We start from the raw sequence: 15,738 nt of genomic DNA on the forward strand, positions 1-15,738 counted from the left end.
AACGGAGGAGGCCAACGGCCGACAGAGACGTTCGGTGCCCGCAGGCCTACGCGTCCCGAAGTCGCCGTCGGCGAACGTGTTTCCGACTGCATGAACGGACTCATGTGGCGTTCGGGGGAGTCGAACAGCGTGCCATCATGCCCTTCGTGCCGTGGTCTCTACGTGCCGATCCGGCACCCGGTGAACCCTAACCGTCACCACCGACCGCCAGCAGACACCAGAATCACGGGGTTGGCGCACCGCCCACGATGTGCTGACCTGCAACGACGAGATCCCCGAGCTCACAAGGCAATAGTCGCGCGGACCAGATTGTGATCGGACAACCCGTCCGAATCCTCCACCACCACATCGCGCACTGTCGCCCCGCGCACAACCACATGATCGATGAATTGCGACTTCGCCCCCGACGTACGCGGACGAGTCGCCGGCGACCCTTGCTCCAGCTCGGCAACGGAGAACCCCGCACCGAGACTCGACGCGACCGTCTCGCCGTCGACGTTGAAGTCGCCGAGCAGAATCGCCGGGTATTCCGGCGTGGCAGAGGCCATTTCGGCCAATCGGTCGAGCTGCTTCCCGCGCCGCCGATCCCCGGTCACGTGCGTGGCGATGACCACAACCCCGCCGGTACTGACCGCGAGCGCACCTTTCCCTGGATCATCCGCGAACGACTCGGCGGAGATCTCCCGACTCGGTCCCTCCACGATGAGCACCAAATGCTCACTCGGATCACGCAACGCGCTCGCATGCCTGCGCGCGGTCGGCACCCGCACGTACTGCATCGAGTGCACGGTCCGTCCCGGCAACGCCGCCCGCAGACTGAACAGTTGATCGCCGCTGACCTCTTGCAGCGCCACGACCTGCTCGGTTCTGGCCGCCACCCGCTCGGTCACCGCGTCGATGCGTGCCGCCTCGTCCGGCCACCGGCTGGAGACGTCCTCGTACCAATTCTCGGCGTGGATGCGGTGCAGAACGTTCCACGTGGCAACGGTGATCACAGGTCGCGATGCTAGGGGACCGCTCGCGGACGCTGTTCGGCGGAGCGGCATCCGCTCGAATGATGTCGGAGGTGTATGGGAGTGTTTGACCGGTTCGCCGTCGTTCGGGTCGAAGCGATTGGGGTATCGCCGCTTTCGTCGGTGCTCCGAGCGAGGCGCGGGAACGGCGGCTCTTTGATCAGCAAGACGTCGACGGGAATGTCAAGCAGTGCGCCGATGACACCGAGCAGCATGTTGCCGGCTGTGGCGCGTTCAGTCCGTGCCGGCGTCCACGGAATGCTCTGCCGAATCGTTCACTGACCGGGTTTCTGCTGTCACCGCGATATGGCGGCGGCGGGTGCTGGGTGCCGTGTGGCAGAACCAGAACTATGCATACATTGCGATCTATGCATATAATGGTCGCATGAGCACAGAGGGACGAGGCGAACACACGCATGGGGGCGCATTCCTGGGGGAGCGGTCGGAGCTGATCTTCGCGATCGCCTCCGGCGTCACCTACGCGGGTGGCATGACGGCGAAGTATCTGGTGTCCGCGCCGGAGTGGGTGGCGATCGCGCTGTTCGCGGCGACCTACTTCTTCGGTGGCTACTTCACCATCCGCACCGCGATCAACACCGTGCGCCGCGGTCGATTCGAGGTCGACTTCCTGATGCTGGTCGCCGCGGTGGGTGCGGCCATGGTCGGCAAGTGGGCCGAGGGTTCGGTGCTGCTGTTCCTGTTCAGCCTCGGGCACGCACTCGAGGAGTACGCGATGGGTCGTGCGCAGCGCTCGATCGAAGCGCTCGCCGAACTCGCCCCCGATACCGCGTTGGTACGTGGTCCCGACGGGGTGGTGCGTGAGGTCGCGGTGGACGCGCTCGCCATCGGAGATGTGGTTGTCGTGCTGCCGAATTCGCGGCTCGCCGCGGATGGGGTGGTGGTCGACGGGGTGAGCAGCGTCGACGAGTCGTCGGTGACCGGTGAGAGCATTCCGGTGGAGAAGGCGCCGATCGCCGACGCTGCCGCCGCGTTGGCGAGTAGTACGCCCGTCCCGGAATCGCATCGGGTGTTCGCGGGCACGATGAACGGCTCCGGCGCGATGGACGTGCTGGTGACCAGCCGGGCCGCCGACAGCATGCTGGCCAGGGTCATCACGATGGTCCGCGAGGCCGATACGCAGAAGTCGCCCACCCAGCGGTTCATCGACCGCTTCCAGCTGTTCTACGTGCCCGTCGTGCTCGCCGGTGTGCTCGGCGTACTGGCCTTCGGTGTGTTCGCCGCGTCGGAACCGTTCGCCGACAGCTTCTATCGGGCCATGGTCGTGCTCGTCGCCGCCAGCCCGTGTGCGCTGGCGATCGCCACCCCGAGCGCGGTACTGGCCGGCATCGCCCGGGCCGCGCAGGCCGGTGTCCTCGCCAAGGGCGGCGGACCCCTCGAAACCCTCGGCCGCGTGCGATCCATGGCGTTCGACAAGACCGGCACGCTTACCTGGGGACAGCCGAAGGTCACCGACATCGTCGAGGCCCGCCCCGAGCTGCGCGACGAACTGATCGCCACCCTGTTCGCCGTCGAGTCCTATAGCGACCATCCCCTCGCCGGCGCGATCACCCGCGACCTCGCGCTGCTCGTGCCCGCGGGCACCGAACGCACCGCCACCTCCGTGAACTCGGTGACCGGTCGCGGCGTCACCGCCCTGGTCGACGGTCGCGCGACCGAGGTCGGCAACCGCACCATGTTCTTCGAACTCGATCCCGAAGGCGTGCCCAGCGAGATCATCCGGATCGTCGACGAGCTACACGAGCGCGGCCGCACCACGATGATCGTCCGGCACGGGGGCGTTTACCTGGGTGTGGTCGGCGTGATGGACATTCCGCGCGCCGAAGCGGCGCCGGTCGTCGCCCGGCTCCGCGAACTCGGTATCGACGACATCGTCCTCATCTCGGGCGACAACCAGCGCGTCGCCGACGCGGTGGCCGCCGACATGGGTCTCGACGCCGCACACGGCGGCCTGCTGCCCGAGGACAAGGTCACCATGATCGGCAAACTCGGCGGGCGCAACGGCACCGCGATGGTCGGTGACGGCGTCAACGACGCACCCGCGATGGTCAACGCCTCCGTCGGCATCGCCATGGGCGCAGGCGGTTCCGCCGTCGCTTTGGAAACCGCCGACATCGCCCTGATGGTCGACGACATCGGCCGCCTTCCCTTCGCCGTAGCGCTGAGCCGTCGCACCGCTCGCATCATCCGCCAGAACCTGACCTTCTCCCTCCTGATCGTCGCCGCCCTCGTCCCCGCCACCCTGCTCGGCCTCCCCATCGGCCCGGCAGTCTTCATCCACGAAGGCTCCACCCTCCTGGTAGTCGCAAACGCTTTGCGCCTCCTGCGTTTCCGCCGTGGCGCTGAGCACGAGGGAATCGACCACGAGCCCCGCCCTACCTACTGACCGCGTGGCCCGCCGCCTAGAGGGACTGGCACAAAGTGCGAGTAAGCATTCGATGCCAGAGGCTCATACGCCCTCCGATGCGCGGAACGCGCTGGTCATCAACGACCGCCCCCGCCCCAAAGGGGGACCGCCACCCACCAGATCGGAACGACTGGCACACAGCGCAGCAACGCACTCGATGCCATTCCCCTCCAACCTCATTCGCTCAACCGGTCGGGTTGGCCTCAGCCGACCCGACCGAGGGTGCTTCATCGAGGCCCGGGCGGGCATCAGGAGCGAGCATGCGACGAAAGAGCCGAGCGGGTGTCGGTCGCGACCGGTATGGCTCGGGTATCCGTCGGGGACAGGTTGACTGTGCCGTGACGGCATGGTGTGCACTGCCGTAGTGACTGATGTGATCATCCTCCACGGTGCCTGGCATCAACCCGCTCACTATGACGACGTTGCCGGGCGGTTGCGCTCCGCGGATATGAGCGTGGAGGTACCCGATCTCTACGAGCTGTCGCTCGATGACAGCACTGCCCTCGTCGAGGACATCGTCGCCAAGTCCGCTAGACCACCGCTGGTACTAGGGCACTCCTTCGGCGGGGTTACCGCCGGAACGGTCCGCGGTGCAGCCGGATTGATCTTCTTGACCAGTTGGATTCTCGATGTCGGTGAGTCACCCGCGCAGTTGCTCGAGGAAATCGCAAACGAAACAGGTGCGCCCCCTGAGGGACTTGTCGTCGTCCCCGACAGTGACGGCAGACTGCGGCTCGATCCCGCCGACGCACGGAAGAACCTCTACGGCGATGTCGGCGAAGCCGCGGCCACCCGCGCAACCGAACTTCTCCGTCCGGAACCGCCCTCGATCTTCGCCGCAACGCCCACCCGGGTGAGCTGGCACGACACCCCGTCCATCTATATCGCCGGCCGCGACGACCACACCATCCCCGCGCCACTGATCAGCCGGTTCGCTGCCCACTGCGCGATGTCGGAGACCTGGGAAACCGGCCACTCGCCCTACCTGAGCCAACCCGACGCCGTCGCCGATCTGGTTCAGCGATGGTGGCGAACCAATCAGGTGAACAAGGACTGATTCGTCCGTCGACACGGAATCTCCACATTTGGTGCCTTACCTCTCCACAGGGCATGGCTAGGGTTCCGAGCATGGAACAGAGCGGAGCGGCTGGGGGACAGCTGGCGCGGCGGATTCTGGTGGTCGATGACGAGGTGACGATCGCGGAGTCGGTGGCGGCGCGGCTGCGGGCCGAGGGGTTCACGGTGGATTTGGCGCACGACGGGCCGAGCGCGGTGGCCGCCGCGTCGACGCTCGCACCCGATCTCGTGGTGCTCGACGTGATGCTGCCCGGCTTCGACGGGCTCGAGGTGTGCCGGCGGATCCAGGCCGAACGCTCGGTGCCGGTCCTGATGCTGACCGCCCGCACCGACGAGACCGACCAACTCGTCGGACTCGGCGTCGGCGCCGACGACTATCTGACGAAACCGTTCTCCCTGCGCGTCCTCGCCGCCCGGGTACACGCACTGCTGCGCCGCATGGACCGCGCCGCGGACCGCGACGGCGACACGATCACCGTCGGCGACCTGCGCATCGACGTCGACCAGCGCCGGGTCTGGCGCGCCGACATCGAAGCCCAGCTCACCCCGCTCGAATTCGACCTGCTCACCCGCCTCGCCCGCCGCCCGCGCGTAGTCCTGGCCCGCGAACGCCTGCTCGAAGAGGTCTGGGACTGGGCCGACGCCGCGGGCACCCGAGCGGTCGACAGTCACGTGAAGGCATTACGCCGCAAGCTCGGCGCCGACCTGATCCGGACCGTGCACGGAGTCGGCTACGCGTTGGAGGCGCGATGAAGCGTGCGTCGACGCCGGCTGATGATCCCCGCGCCGTGCGCGATGAACGGGAGGGTATCGACCGGAGCCGGCGCCTGACGCTCATCGATCGACTGCGCGCGGTCTCGGACTGGATCGCCGAAATTCTGCCTCGCCCGCTGGATCCGGTGCGATCGATCAAGGTGAAACTGGCGATCCTCATGCTGTGCGCCGGCGGAATCGCGTTCGGATTCTTCCGAATCAAGATCGGGTGGTTGCCGCCGAAGACAACCTTGGCCGCCGTCGGGATCGCACTGGTCACTTCGCAGTTCCTCGCGCACGGCATCACCAGACCGTTGCGCGAGATGACCGCCGCGGCCAAACGAATGGCGCACGGCGACTACACCCGACGGGTGCGCGCGACGTCGCGGGACGAGGTCGGGCAACTGGCCGAAGCGTTCAACCAGATGGCGGCGGATCTGGCCGCTGCCGATCAGCAGCGCCGCGACCTCATCGCGAACGTCTCACACGAACTACGCACTCCGATCACCGCATTGAACGCGGTGCTGGAGAACCTCGTCGACGGTGTCTCCGAACCGGACCCGAAGACCTTGCGCACCGCCCTCGCCCAAACCGAACGGCTGAGCTTGCTCGTCTCCGAACTGCTGGACCTGTCCAGCATCGAAGCCGGCGCCTTCCCACTCGACCGCGAAAGCCTCGACCTCGCACCGCTGTTGGCGGAGGTCGTCGCCGAGGCAGACGTCGCCGCCGCGGCCCTCGGACGCGGCGTTCGGTTCACGACCGACGTGCAGCCCAGCACCGTAACGGTTTTCGCAGACCGTGCACGTCTGCATCAAGTGCTGCTCAACCTGCTCGACAATGCCGCCCGGCACGGTCCGGCCGGTGGCGAGGTCCGGGTCAGCGCACGCCGGCAGTCCGGCAAGCTGGTGATCGAGGTGTCCGACGACGGCCCCGGCATCCCACCCGCCGAACGCGCCCGCGTCTTCGACCGTTTCACCCGCGGCGGCCGAACCGCAGGCGGCGGAACGGGTCTCGGCCTCGCCATCTCCCGCTGGATCGTCGACCTGCACGGCGGCACCATCGCGGTCGCCGACCCCGGCTCGCGCATCCGCGTGGTCCTGCCCGGCCACTGACCTGTCACACCCGTCACTCCCGGAGCGATACGTCCCGGGATGATCCCGCACACCCTCAGGAGGGGAATGTATGTCCGAAACACCCGCCGCGCCAACACCGTTGAGACCTGACGGAGCCGAACCGGCCACCGAGGGGAATCCGGGCTCCGGCACGGGAGCGACGTTGCTGGCGGACAAGCCTCGTGCCGACACCGAGCCGAAGGACGCGGCTTCTGCAGGTGGTACGGCTCAGCTGATGAACATGCGCTCGGTACCGATTTACACACGCCCGCAGCCGAAGTGGCGTCGTGTCGCCAGCCCGCGCGGTGTGCTGCCCGCCGCGGGTCTCGCCGGATTCGCCGGCGCGGCGCTGATTCCGTTGGACCGTCCGGGAATCGGTTGGCTGCTGGCCGGCGCGGTGGCTGTGGGTGCGGTGTATCTGGTGGATCGAAATGCGCGGCAGTCGGCGCAGGGCTCCGTGTCGGGCGCAGTCGAATCCGTGGACGGTGCATCCACCGGGCCGAGCGGTACTGAGACGAAACGATCCACGGAGACATCGAATCCCGGAGGGGAGGATTCGACGTCCGATGTAGCGGCGAGCGAAATCTCGGAGGCTGGAGAAGACGCCTCGGTCGTCGCGGATCCGCAACCCGCTGAACTCGGGAAATCCCCGGATCCGGCCGCAGCGAGCCCGCGAACTGCGGGGGAGTCGAAACCGAAAGCGCCAGTGTTGAAGTCCGGCCCGACACCGCCGACACCGCCGACCCCGGCCGATGCCGCCGATGCCGCCGATGCCGCCGATGCCGCCGATGCCGCCGATGCCGCCGATGCCGCCGATGCCGCCGATGCCGCCGATGCCGCCGATGCCGCCGATGCCGCCGATGCCGCCGATGCCGCCGATGCCGCCGATGCCGCCGATGCCGCCGATGCCGCCGATGCCGCCGATGCCGCCGATGCCGCCGATGCCGCCGATGCCGCCGATGCCGCCGATGCCGCCGATGCCGCCGATGCCGCCGATGCCGCCGATGCCGCCGATGCCGCCGATGCCGCCGATGCCGCCGATGCCGCCGATGCCGCCGATGCCGCCGATGCCGCCGATGCCGCCGATGCCGCCGATGCCGCCGATGCCGCCGATGCCGCCGATGCCGCCGATGCCGCCGATGCCGCCGATGCCGCCGATGCCGCCGATGCCGCCGATGCCGCCGATGCCGCCGATGCCGCCGATGCCGCCGATGCCGCCGATGCCGCCGATGCCGCCGATGCCGCCGATGCCGCCGATGCCGCCGATGCCGCCGATGCCGCCGATGCCGCCGATGCCGCCGATGCCGCCGATGCCGCCGATGCCGCCGATGCCGCCGATGCCGCCGATGCCGCCGATGCCGCCGATGCCGCCGATGCCGCCGATGCCGCCGATGCCGCCGATGCCGCCGATGCCGCCGATGCCGCCGATGCCGCCGATGCCGCCGATGCAGGGGCGGCACGGCTTGCGGAGACAGACTCGAAAACCGGTGAGCTTGCCCGATCGGATGATCACACGCCCCGGCCTACGGAGCAGCTCTCCGATGACGCGAGCTCGGTCGACCTGAGCCCGAAGACAAGTGGACTCGGCGAATCCGCGACACCCCACGCCGGGGCCGACAGTGCGCGCAAAGCCGACGCGGCGGCGGCGAACTCCGCAGCGTCGGACACGGCCGGCGACGAGAAGTCCACTGCCGGCGATGAGAAGGCGCAGACAGCCACCCTCTCCATCGCTGAGACACCCACGGCCGGTGCGGTGGTAGACCAGCCGACCGATGAAGATCCCGACAACCTCCCGCAATGGCCCACGATCCCACCCGGATTCGGCGAGAAATACGCCCGAATTTGGTGGACGACAATGCTCCTGGCCCTGCTGGCGGTGAGTACCTTCCGCGCAGCGGGGTGGCTGGGCACGCTGTGCGTGTTTGCAGCGGCTGTCGCCGGGTCGCTCGCGATTGTCGATCGGCGCTCGGCGCGTGGCGTGCTGTACGACGTGACCGCGTGGCCGTTCGCGGTGTTCGAGGCTGTTCCGTGGGCGCAGGCGGGAATCCAGCGGATCCGGACCGGTACGCGGCAGCGGGAGTGGGGCATCGCGGTGTCGGTGGCGGTCACCGTAGTGCTGCTGGCGGTGTTCGTTCCGCTGCTCGGCGGCGCCGATGCCACCTTCGCGAAACTGCTGGAGTCGGTGACGCCGCAGGTCGACGGCGGCCGGACGTTCCAGTGGATCGTGGTGTTCGTCGTGGTCGGATTGGCCGCGATCAGCGCGATGTACCTGCTGGCCGGCCCGCCGCCGCCCGCGACGGATTCCGCTGCGGCGGGGCAGGGCCGGTCGCTGCGTCGGGTCGAGTGGGCGTTGCCGGTCGGTGCGCTGACCATCCTGTTCACCGTGTTCGTCGGCGCTCAGTTCATGGCGCTGTTCGGTGGTGACGACTACGTGCAGCGCACCGCGGGCCTCACCTACGCCGAATACGCGCGCAGCGGTTTCTGGCAGCTGGCGGTGGTGACCATCCTGACCCTCGCGGTGATCCTGGTCGTCCTGCGCTGGGCGGCGAAAGACACGGTCGCCGACCGATTGTGGTTGCGCGTGCTGCTCTGCGCGGTGAGCGGCCTCTCGCTGATCATCGTCGCCTCGGCCCTCGGCCGCATGTGGACCTACCAGCAGGCTTACGGCTTCACCTTGCTCCGGCTGCTGGTCGAGGTCTGCGAACTCTGGTTCGGTCTGGTCTACCTGCTGGTCGTCGCCGCGGTGCTGAGCCTGCGCCGGATGTGGCTGCCGCGCGCGATGATCGGCACCGCCATGGCCACCCTGCTCGCTCTGGCCGTGCTGAACCCCGAACGCCTCATCGCGGACCAGAACATCAACCGCTGGCAGGACGGCAAGTCCATCGACACCGGCTACCTCGCGGAACTCTCCGCCGACGTCCTCCCCGCCACCGACCGCCTGCCCGAACCCACCCGCACCGAGATCCGCAACCGCGTCCGCGACCACCTCGACCCCGACAGCTGGCACACCTGGAACCTGTCGCGCGCGAACGCCGCGAAGTAGGCAGCCCGCCATGCGATACCGGTACCTGCTCGAGTTGGTCAGGTACCGGTATCCGTAGTTCGTCGGCGTAACCGGGCGCGAAGTCGGCGCCCGGTGAAGGGCTTCGACGCCTCGGCGAAGTCGGCAATTCGTTTGAGGCCGCGCAGGATTCCGACTCCGCTGGCATGCCTCGTCGAATCTTCAGGAACACTCGCAGGAACCGATGGTCAGCGAGGCCGCCGTTCAGCCTTCGCGATTCTCGTCGGGCAGCAGCTGCCGGGAGACCTGTTCCTGGGCCAGCCTGCGCAACGCCGACAGCAGCGTATCGCCGAGAATTGTTCCGACGATGGCGGTTTCGGTCATCCGCTCGACGGTGGGTTCGTCGCGAACCAGTCCGATATCGATCGCGGCGATCGTTTCCGCGGCCGCGGCGTAGTCGTCGAGTACGGCGATCACGTCGGCGTGGTTGAGCTGGCGCAGGGCGGCGCAGACGTCGGTGAGGGTGTGGCGGGCGGGGCTGTCGTCGCCGGTCGCCCATCCTCGGCGGGCGAGCAGTGCTTCGACGTCGGCTTCGGCGGCGTCCTGCTGCTCCGCGCCCACGGGTGATCGGCGTCCGCCGAGCGCGTACATGGCTTCGCCCAGCGCCTGGTGCGCGCTCAGGTTGCCGGAGTCGAGGACGGTCAGCAGCTCCGACGCGGCGCTGATCGACACGCCGCCGATGTCGACGAGCGCCCGGATGAGCCGCAATCGATTGACGTGGTCTTCGCTGTAATCGACCTGATTGTGGTGGGTCCGGATGCCGGGGGCCAGCAGTCCTTCGCGCAGGTAGTACTTGATCGTCGCAGGCGGGACGCCACTCGTACGACTGAGTTCGGCGATCCGCATGGGCGTCTCCTGATCTCGCGGCCATTGACAGTGAGAAGTACAGCTATCCATAATCACTACCGATAGTACAACTATCGATAGTCACTGTATCGACTCGCGAAGGCTGAATCATGACCGCGACCCACCGGCCGTTGGCCGGACCACCCGTCACGCAGTGGCATCGCCCACTGCTGTTACTCGCCGTCGCGATGGCGTTCCTGGTTGCGGTGTCGATCGTCGGGATGATCGTCGACGACCGCGTCCTGACCGGCCTGCCCATCTGGGGCGAAGTCGGCGAAATTCGCGCTCTCCACGCTGATCTACGCCGTGACGTGGGCCTGGCTGATCGCCCAGCTGCCCCGCTGGCATCGCCTCGCCTGGTGGGCGGGAACGGTCGCCGCGGTCGGGCTCGCAGTTGAGCTGCTCATCATCGTCGTCCAGATCGTGCGAGGCACGACGAGCCACTTCAACTTCACCACTCCGCTCAATGCCGCGCTGTGGAACACGATGGGCGCCACCATCATCGGCGTGTGGACGGCCACGGTGCTCGTTTCGGCCGCATTGTTCCGGAACCCGGCACCGGACCGGGCCCGCACTTCCGCGATCCGGGCCGGCGCGGTCCTGTCGGTGATCGGGGCCGCCTTGGGGATGCTGATGCCGACGCCGACCGCGGCTCAAATGGCAAGCGGCAGTAAGGTTCTAGGGGCGCACACGGTGGGGCTCGCCGACGGCGGTCCCGGTCTGCCGATCCTCGGCTGGAGCACGGTCGGCGGCGATCTGCGCGTCCCGCACTTCGTGGGAATGCATGCGCTGCAAGTGATTCCGCTGGTATTGATCGCGCTGGAGTTCGGTGCGCGACGATTCCCGGTATTGGGATCGGTCGAGAAGCGCCGCGCGATCAGCTTGGTCGTCACCGCGGCTTACGGTGCACTTCTCGCGGTGCTGACCTGGCAGGCATTGCGCGGACAGTCGATCGTGCATCCCGATTCGCAGACCGGGCTCGCACTCGGTGGAATCGCCATTGCCGCAACGGTTTCCGTGGTGCTGATCCTGCGCAGCCGGGTCACCTTCGCGGCGCCGGTCGCGATCGGCGCCGCCCGATGATCAGCCGCCTGTTCGACCTCACGTTCCTGGTCGCCGCCCCGTTCTGGGCGCTGATGATCCTCGCCCCACGGTGGCGTATCACCCAGACCATCATCGCCTCACCGCTGATCTGCGTACCGCCGCTGCTGATCTACGCAGCCCTGGTCCTGCCTGATTTCGCGGCCGTGTGGTCCGCCGTGACCAGCCCGACCCTGCCCGCCGTGCAATCCCTGCTCGGTACCAGCGCGGGCGCCGCCGCCGGCTGGGCACACTTCATCGGATTCGATCTGTTCCTCGGCCGCTGGATCTACCAGGACAGCCGATCCCGCGGCGTCCACCCGCTATTGATCAGCCCACTCCTGGTCTTCACGATCCTGCTCGCACCACTCGGCGTCCTCGTCTACCTGCTCATTCGATCCGTGCGCGCACCCCGCCCGGAATCTCGCACAGTCGCGGAGGTCTGATGGAGACCCTCGTACTTCTCGTCGTCGTCTTGTTCGGTCTGCGCTTCGCGGGCGCACTCGGCCTTCGCCGGTTCGCGGCCTGGCCACCCTGCGCCGCCTATGCGCTGGCGCTGATGCTGATCATCACGGGTACAACACATTTCATTCCCGACGGCTTCGCGAACACGCCGATACCCACCCACGCCGACTTCGTCGCGATCGTCCCTCCGGTCGTGCCGTTCCCCGGACTGATGGTCTACGTGACCGGAGTGCTCGAACTGGCCGGCGCGGTCGGTCTGCTGCGCAGCCGAACCCGCCGCTGGGCCGGCCTCGGCCTCACCGCCCTGTTCGTCCTGCTGATCCCCGCCAACATCTACGCGGCCCTCGCCGAAATCCCGTTCCACGGTGCCCCGGCCACACCCTTGTGGGCACGAATCCCCGAACAGATGCTGTACATCGCGGTCGCCCTGTTGGCCGCCACGCCGACGGGCTTCGGCGCAAAAGTCGAAAGGCAGCGCACGACAACAGAGTCGTTACCAGTCGGATAGGCGACGCGGCCCCTGACTGTGGCCACCTGACTGTGGCCACCTGACTGTGGCCACCTGACTGTGGCCACCTGACTGTGGCCACCTGACTGTGGCCGCGTTGGCGGACGCGCTGCTCCACGTACAGTCGGCGGCGGCTTGCCACGATCCAGTCCCACGAACGGGACTTGCCCGCGGCGAACCGCGAGTGGGCCCTCGGTGATGTCCCGTACGGCACAGGGTGGCGGTATCTGGCGAGTAGTTACGGCGGTGGCGGTATCTCGCGAGTAGTGCAGGCCACCATTTGCCGGTGATCAACGCTGCGATGAAATCCGCCGACGATGCGAGGTTGCCGGTACGGCCGGTGTTCGAGTCGTCTGAGAGTCGGTCTGGGCAACGCTGTTCGCCCTTGGACGCCGAGCGCCTGCCGGTCCTTACTTCGCTGACGGCGGCGCGATGTTTCTCGCCGTCAGGCAGTCGCGAGTGCGCGGGCGACCGCGTCGGCGGGGTCGGTGGCGGGGATGGTTGCCGCTAGCGGGGTTCCGTCGGCGTCGAGGAGTTGCCAGCCGCCGAGGGAGATGACCGGGATGCCGCCGCGGCGGCGGGCGAGGGCGAGTTCGGAGAGGGTCCCCCAGGAGCCGCCGATGATGATCACCGCGTCGGCGGAGGCGATGAGGATCGCGTTGCGGGCCTCGCCCATGTCGGTGAACAGGACCGCGGACAACCCGGCGCACACCGCATCTCGGTCGGTGTCGGGTCGCACGCCGATCACGAGCCCGCCCGCGCCGGACGCTCCTTCGGCCACCGCGGCCATCACGCCGGTACCTCCGCCGCACAACACGGTCACCCCGGCCTCCGCCAACAGCCGACCGACCAGTCGCGCCTGCTCGCTCTCGACCGCACTGCACTCCCTCGGTCCGCACACCGCAACCTGCATCGCCACCTCCCCGAATCGCGAAGTTCATTCCCTCGACCGGTAAGCCATGCGCCACGGTGCGCCGAACGGGACACTTCCGTGCGGTTACTCGACCGTTGCCACCACCATGTCCCACTCGGAGCGTATCGATGCGCCGGCGGGGAGTGGGCGGGTAGGTGAGGCCATGACGCCAGAGGATGCTGGGCGGTGGCGCGATAGCTGCGACCAGGGGGCTTCCGGCAATCCTGGCACCGCACCGAAACCGGCGCTCCGGTCTGTCTCCCATTCGACCAGCATGCCGGCCCAAGGTGTGCAATGTTGTTACTGCGCAACGGCATTGAGGGGTGTCTCGCAGCGCTGAGTAGGCACCGGTTAAGGGGGTGCGGCGGAACTATGTCGTCGTCCAACGTTTCCGGGGGGAGTTCCGCCGCGCACCGCGGGCGGCACAAGGCGGTTCCGTTGTGGCCGGGGATGATTCCGCCGCCGCGCCCGCAACGCTGGCATGCGCAACGCCGGAATCGACCGTGGCTGGTGGGGTCGGCCGCGGTGGTCGGATCGGTGGCCGCGGTGGCGGTGGTCATGGTGTACACGGCGTCGGCGAGCACCCCGCGCCAGTCGGCCACGTACTCCGATCCGGTCCTCGGCGGTGGCCCCGGCTGTCAGCCGACCAGGAGCGAACAGTTGGTGCGCGGCAACGGAACCGGCTCGACCACCTCCGGCCCGGACGTCATCCTGGCCTTCCAATACGCCTACTACGTCGCGAGATCGGGCGCCGACGCCCGCGCGGTCACGACGACCGACGCGTCGGTACCACCGGTAGATGTGATCAACGCGGGCATCAAATCCGTCCCGGCAGGCACCCAGCACTGCGTGATCATCACCCCCATGGCGGACGGCCGCTTCGATGTGGTGATCACCGAAATCCGCCCCGACGCCGCCGTGCGCACCTACCGCCAGTTCGTATCGGTCACAGCCGCACCGGGCGCTGTATCAATCGTGAAGATCGCACCCCCCACGTGATCGCACCTCCGACGTGATCGCACCTCCGACGTGATAGCATCGCTGACGTGATCGCATCGCTGACGTGATCGCATCGCTGACGTGATCGCATCGCTGACGTGATCGCATCGCTGACGTGATCGGACCCCCTACGTGATCGGACCGCCGAAGTAAGAGCGCACCCGACGAGCGATCAAGCACTGCGGTGATGACCACTGCCGTAGGTCCACCCAAGCCTTGGTTCCGGAGCGAACGATGCGGATCGCAGCGACGCCGCCCGACGAACAAGACGGCGACTACGTCGAAACGATCGCCAACTGCCGCGACTGCGCGACCAAAGTCCCTGTGCTGTCCCAGATCTCGAAGTCTTCCTCGTGAAACCCGTCCATCAGATAATTCGTCGTGACCCGGCACGCCAGCCACCCCGGAGCGGGCCGGGCCCGGATATGCACGGTGAGCTCGATGGTCGACGACCCCGGAATCCCGAGATCGAACACCACCGGCGCGACCGCATCGACCAGAAACGCCAGCGCGATCGGATCGGCCTCCCGCCCATCCGCCAGCCGCATCCAGAATTCGACGGTGGTGGCACCTCCCGGACTGCCACGCCAGAACCCGGGCACCTCCGCCATCCGCGTCTCGGTCCGCTCGGAGATCGTGGGCCGCTGCCGCGGATACTCGGCGAACGGGTCGACACAATCCTGCGGCGCGGGCAATGCCGGCGGTTTGCCGTTGACCAGCGTCGGCCCCTCGGCCGCCGCCAGATCGGTGAATGTGGCCAGCACCCGCAGGATTTCCTTGCCGTCGCGCAGCATGCTCGCCTGCCCGGTCGCGGTGCGCCGCCCGACCCGCGCCACCTCGGTGGTGATCCGGGCCGGCCCGGGACCGCCCGGTCGCAGGAAATGCGCGGAGGCGGAAAGCAAATCGGGGTGCGGGAACTCGTGGCGCAACGCCTGTAAACAGGTAGCCAGCAGATACCCTCCATTCGTTGTGCTGATGAAGGTGGTCCACCGGTCCGACAGCGTGAGCGCGAACTCGTGCTCCCCGACCCGTTCGCTGGCCGTATCGCTGTCGAACACGAAACCTGCCGTAGTAGTCATCCCACGATCTTGCCTGCCGAACGGGACATGAGCGAGCGCGCCTGCGGCCGTGTCCTGTTCCGCAAAAGCTAGCCAGTCCGTTGCTGGTTGCAGCGCGAACTACCGGTACGGCTATTGGATGTGCGCTCACGAGCGCCCCGGCGAAAGGGAGACAGATGCAGACATTTGCCATGAACACCGATATCGCTGATTGCCGGGTGGATCCCGGCCCGATGTCCGCGGCCCGCGCGCATCGAGCGATGCAGATCCACCTGGACTGTTCGGTCGACACCTGCCGGGTCCGCCGACGCGCCCGCGGCATCCTCGTGCAGTCCGGGTCGATGGTCCTCGATCCGCGTGCTGTCCGGTAGCTACGGACCGCCGGAAAATTCGTACTGAATCCGACCCATCCGGTTCGGCGATCCAGG

14 protein-coding genes are annotated in these 15,738 nt (G+C 67.8%); 10 read left to right on the forward strand and 4 right to left on the reverse strand.

The genetic code is table 11. The features are described 5' to 3' along the window. Window positions 1-281 precede the first annotated feature (281 nt). Window positions 282-995 (reverse strand): endonuclease/exonuclease/phosphatase family protein, encoded by a 714-nt coding sequence (locus F3087_RS09310; protein ID WP_150401434.1) that lies wholly within the window; start codon window positions 993-995, stop codon window positions 282-284. 403 nt (window positions 996-1,398) lie between these two features. Between F3087_RS09310 and F3087_RS09315 the strand changes: the two genes are divergently transcribed. The 5 genes from F3087_RS09315 (at window position 1,399) to F3087_RS46500 (ending at window position 9,423) form a co-directional block, all read left to right on the forward strand. Next, window positions 1,399-3,417: a heavy metal translocating P-type ATPase gene (locus F3087_RS09315; protein WP_223884945.1), complete on the forward strand. Its 2,019-nt coding sequence runs from the start codon at window positions 1,399-1,401 to the stop codon at window positions 3,415-3,417. A 385-nt stretch (window positions 3,418-3,802) separates the two neighbouring features. Then, window positions 3,803-4,495 (forward strand): alpha/beta fold hydrolase, encoded by a 693-nt coding sequence (locus F3087_RS09320; RefSeq protein WP_191093863.1) that lies wholly within the window; start codon window positions 3,803-3,805, stop codon window positions 4,493-4,495. Window positions 4,496-4,566: 71 nt separating this feature from the next. After that, window positions 4,567-5,268 carry a response regulator transcription factor gene (locus tag F3087_RS09325; protein WP_150401436.1) on the forward strand — a complete coding sequence of 234 codons (702 nt, stop codon included), beginning with the start codon at window positions 4,567-4,569 and terminating at the stop codon, window positions 5,266-5,268. Next, complete coding sequence (locus F3087_RS09330; RefSeq protein WP_150401437.1) at window positions 5,265-6,380, forward strand: HAMP domain-containing sensor histidine kinase; 1,116 nt, start codon at window positions 5,265-5,267, stop codon at window positions 6,378-6,380. The genes F3087_RS09325 and F3087_RS09330 overlap by 4 nt, the downstream gene beginning before the upstream one ends. Window positions 6,381-6,450: 70 nt before the next feature. Continuing rightward, window positions 6,451-9,423: a DUF4153 domain-containing protein gene (locus tag F3087_RS46500; protein WP_223884946.1), complete on the forward strand. Its 2,973-nt coding sequence runs from the start codon at window positions 6,451-6,453 to the stop codon at window positions 9,421-9,423. A gap of 222 nt (window positions 9,424-9,645) precedes the next feature. Here the strand turns inward: F3087_RS46500 and F3087_RS09345 are convergent, their stop codons facing one another. After that, window positions 9,646-10,287, reverse strand: a complete 642-nt coding sequence (locus F3087_RS09345) for a MerR family transcriptional regulator (protein WP_150401438.1) — start codon at window positions 10,285-10,287, stop codon at window positions 9,646-9,648. Window positions 10,288-10,593: 306 nt separating this feature from the next. Here F3087_RS09345 and F3087_RS09350 point away from each other — a divergent pair, with 306 nt between their 5' ends. Genes F3087_RS09350 through F3087_RS09360 form a run of 3 tightly spaced genes read left to right on the forward strand, consistent with a single transcriptional unit; the run spans window position 10,594 to window position 12,340 of the window. Then, window positions 10,594-11,370, forward strand: coding sequence for a hypothetical protein (locus tag F3087_RS09350; protein WP_223884947.1), 777 nt, complete (start codon window positions 10,594-10,596; stop codon window positions 11,368-11,370). Beyond that, on the forward strand, window positions 11,367-11,813 hold the full coding sequence (locus F3087_RS09355) for an ABA4-like family protein (RefSeq protein WP_150401439.1): 447 nt from the start codon (window positions 11,367-11,369) through the stop codon (window positions 11,811-11,813). Before F3087_RS09350 ends, F3087_RS09355 begins: the two co-directional genes overlap by 4 nt. Continuing rightward, window positions 11,813-12,340: a DoxX family protein gene (locus tag F3087_RS09360; protein WP_150401440.1), complete on the forward strand. Its 528-nt coding sequence runs from the start codon at window positions 11,813-11,815 to the stop codon at window positions 12,338-12,340. Before F3087_RS09355 ends, F3087_RS09360 begins: the two co-directional genes overlap by 1 nt. A gap of 445 nt (window positions 12,341-12,785) precedes the next feature. Here F3087_RS09360 and F3087_RS09365 read toward each other — a convergent pair whose 3' ends face one another. Then, window positions 12,786-13,253 carry an SLOG cluster 4 domain-containing protein gene (locus F3087_RS09365; RefSeq protein ID WP_150401441.1) on the reverse strand — a complete coding sequence of 156 codons (468 nt, stop codon included), beginning with the start codon at window positions 13,251-13,253 and terminating at the stop codon, window positions 12,786-12,788. 372 nt (window positions 13,254-13,625) lie between these two features. Here F3087_RS09365 and F3087_RS09370 point away from each other — a divergent pair, with 372 nt between their 5' ends. After that, complete coding sequence (locus F3087_RS09370) at window positions 13,626-14,252, forward strand: hypothetical protein (RefSeq protein WP_150401442.1); 627 nt, start codon at window positions 13,626-13,628, stop codon at window positions 14,250-14,252. A 275-nt stretch (window positions 14,253-14,527) separates the two neighbouring features. Here F3087_RS09370 and F3087_RS09375 read toward each other — a convergent pair whose 3' ends face one another. Continuing rightward, window positions 14,528-15,331 carry a thioesterase family protein gene (locus F3087_RS09375; RefSeq protein ID WP_150401443.1) on the reverse strand — a complete coding sequence of 268 codons (804 nt, stop codon included), beginning with the start codon at window positions 15,329-15,331 and terminating at the stop codon, window positions 14,528-14,530. Window positions 15,332-15,486: 155 nt separating this feature from the next. On the opposite strand from F3087_RS09375, the gene F3087_RS09380 reads away from it, so the two are divergent. Then, window positions 15,487-15,681 carry a hypothetical protein gene (locus tag F3087_RS09380; protein ID WP_150401444.1) on the forward strand — a complete coding sequence of 65 codons (195 nt, stop codon included), beginning with the start codon at window positions 15,487-15,489 and terminating at the stop codon, window positions 15,679-15,681. Window positions 15,682-15,738 lie beyond the last annotated feature (57 nt).

Origin of the sequence: Nocardia colli (genome assembly GCF_008704205.1) — a bacterium.
Classification (GTDB): Bacteria; Actinomycetota; Actinomycetes; order Mycobacteriales; family Mycobacteriaceae; genus Nocardia; species Nocardia colli.

Coding starts and splice junctions, on each gene's coding strand:
- F3087_RS09345 (WP_150401438.1), bottom strand. CDS start 10,287: ATGCGGATCGCCGAACTCAGTCGTACGAGTGGCGTCCCGCCTGCGACG.
- F3087_RS09330 (WP_150401437.1), top strand. CDS start 5,265: ATGAAGCGTGCGTCGACGCCGGCTGATGATCCCCGCGCCGTGCGCGAT.
- F3087_RS09375 (WP_150401443.1), bottom strand. CDS start 15,331: ATGACTACTACGGCAGGTTTCGTGTTCGACAGCGATACGGCCAGCGAA.
- F3087_RS09355 (WP_150401439.1), top strand. CDS start 11,367: ATGATCAGCCGCCTGTTCGACCTCACGTTCCTGGTCGCCGCCCCGTTC.
- F3087_RS09360 (WP_150401440.1), top strand. CDS start 11,813: ATGGAGACCCTCGTACTTCTCGTCGTCGTCTTGTTCGGTCTGCGCTTC.
- F3087_RS09370 (WP_150401442.1), top strand. CDS start 13,626: ATGTCGTCGTCCAACGTTTCCGGGGGGAGTTCCGCCGCGCACCGCGGG.
- F3087_RS46500 (WP_223884946.1), top strand. CDS start 6,451: ATGTCCGAAACACCCGCCGCGCCAACACCGTTGAGACCTGACGGAGCC.
- F3087_RS09325 (WP_150401436.1), top strand. CDS start 4,567: ATGGAACAGAGCGGAGCGGCTGGGGGACAGCTGGCGCGGCGGATTCTG.
- F3087_RS09365 (WP_150401441.1), bottom strand. CDS start 13,253: ATGCAGGTTGCGGTGTGCGGACCGAGGGAGTGCAGTGCGGTCGAGAGC.
- F3087_RS09380 (WP_150401444.1), top strand. CDS start 15,487: ATGCAGACATTTGCCATGAACACCGATATCGCTGATTGCCGGGTGGAT.
- F3087_RS09315 (WP_223884945.1), top strand. CDS start 1,399: ATGAGCACAGAGGGACGAGGCGAACACACGCATGGGGGCGCATTCCTG.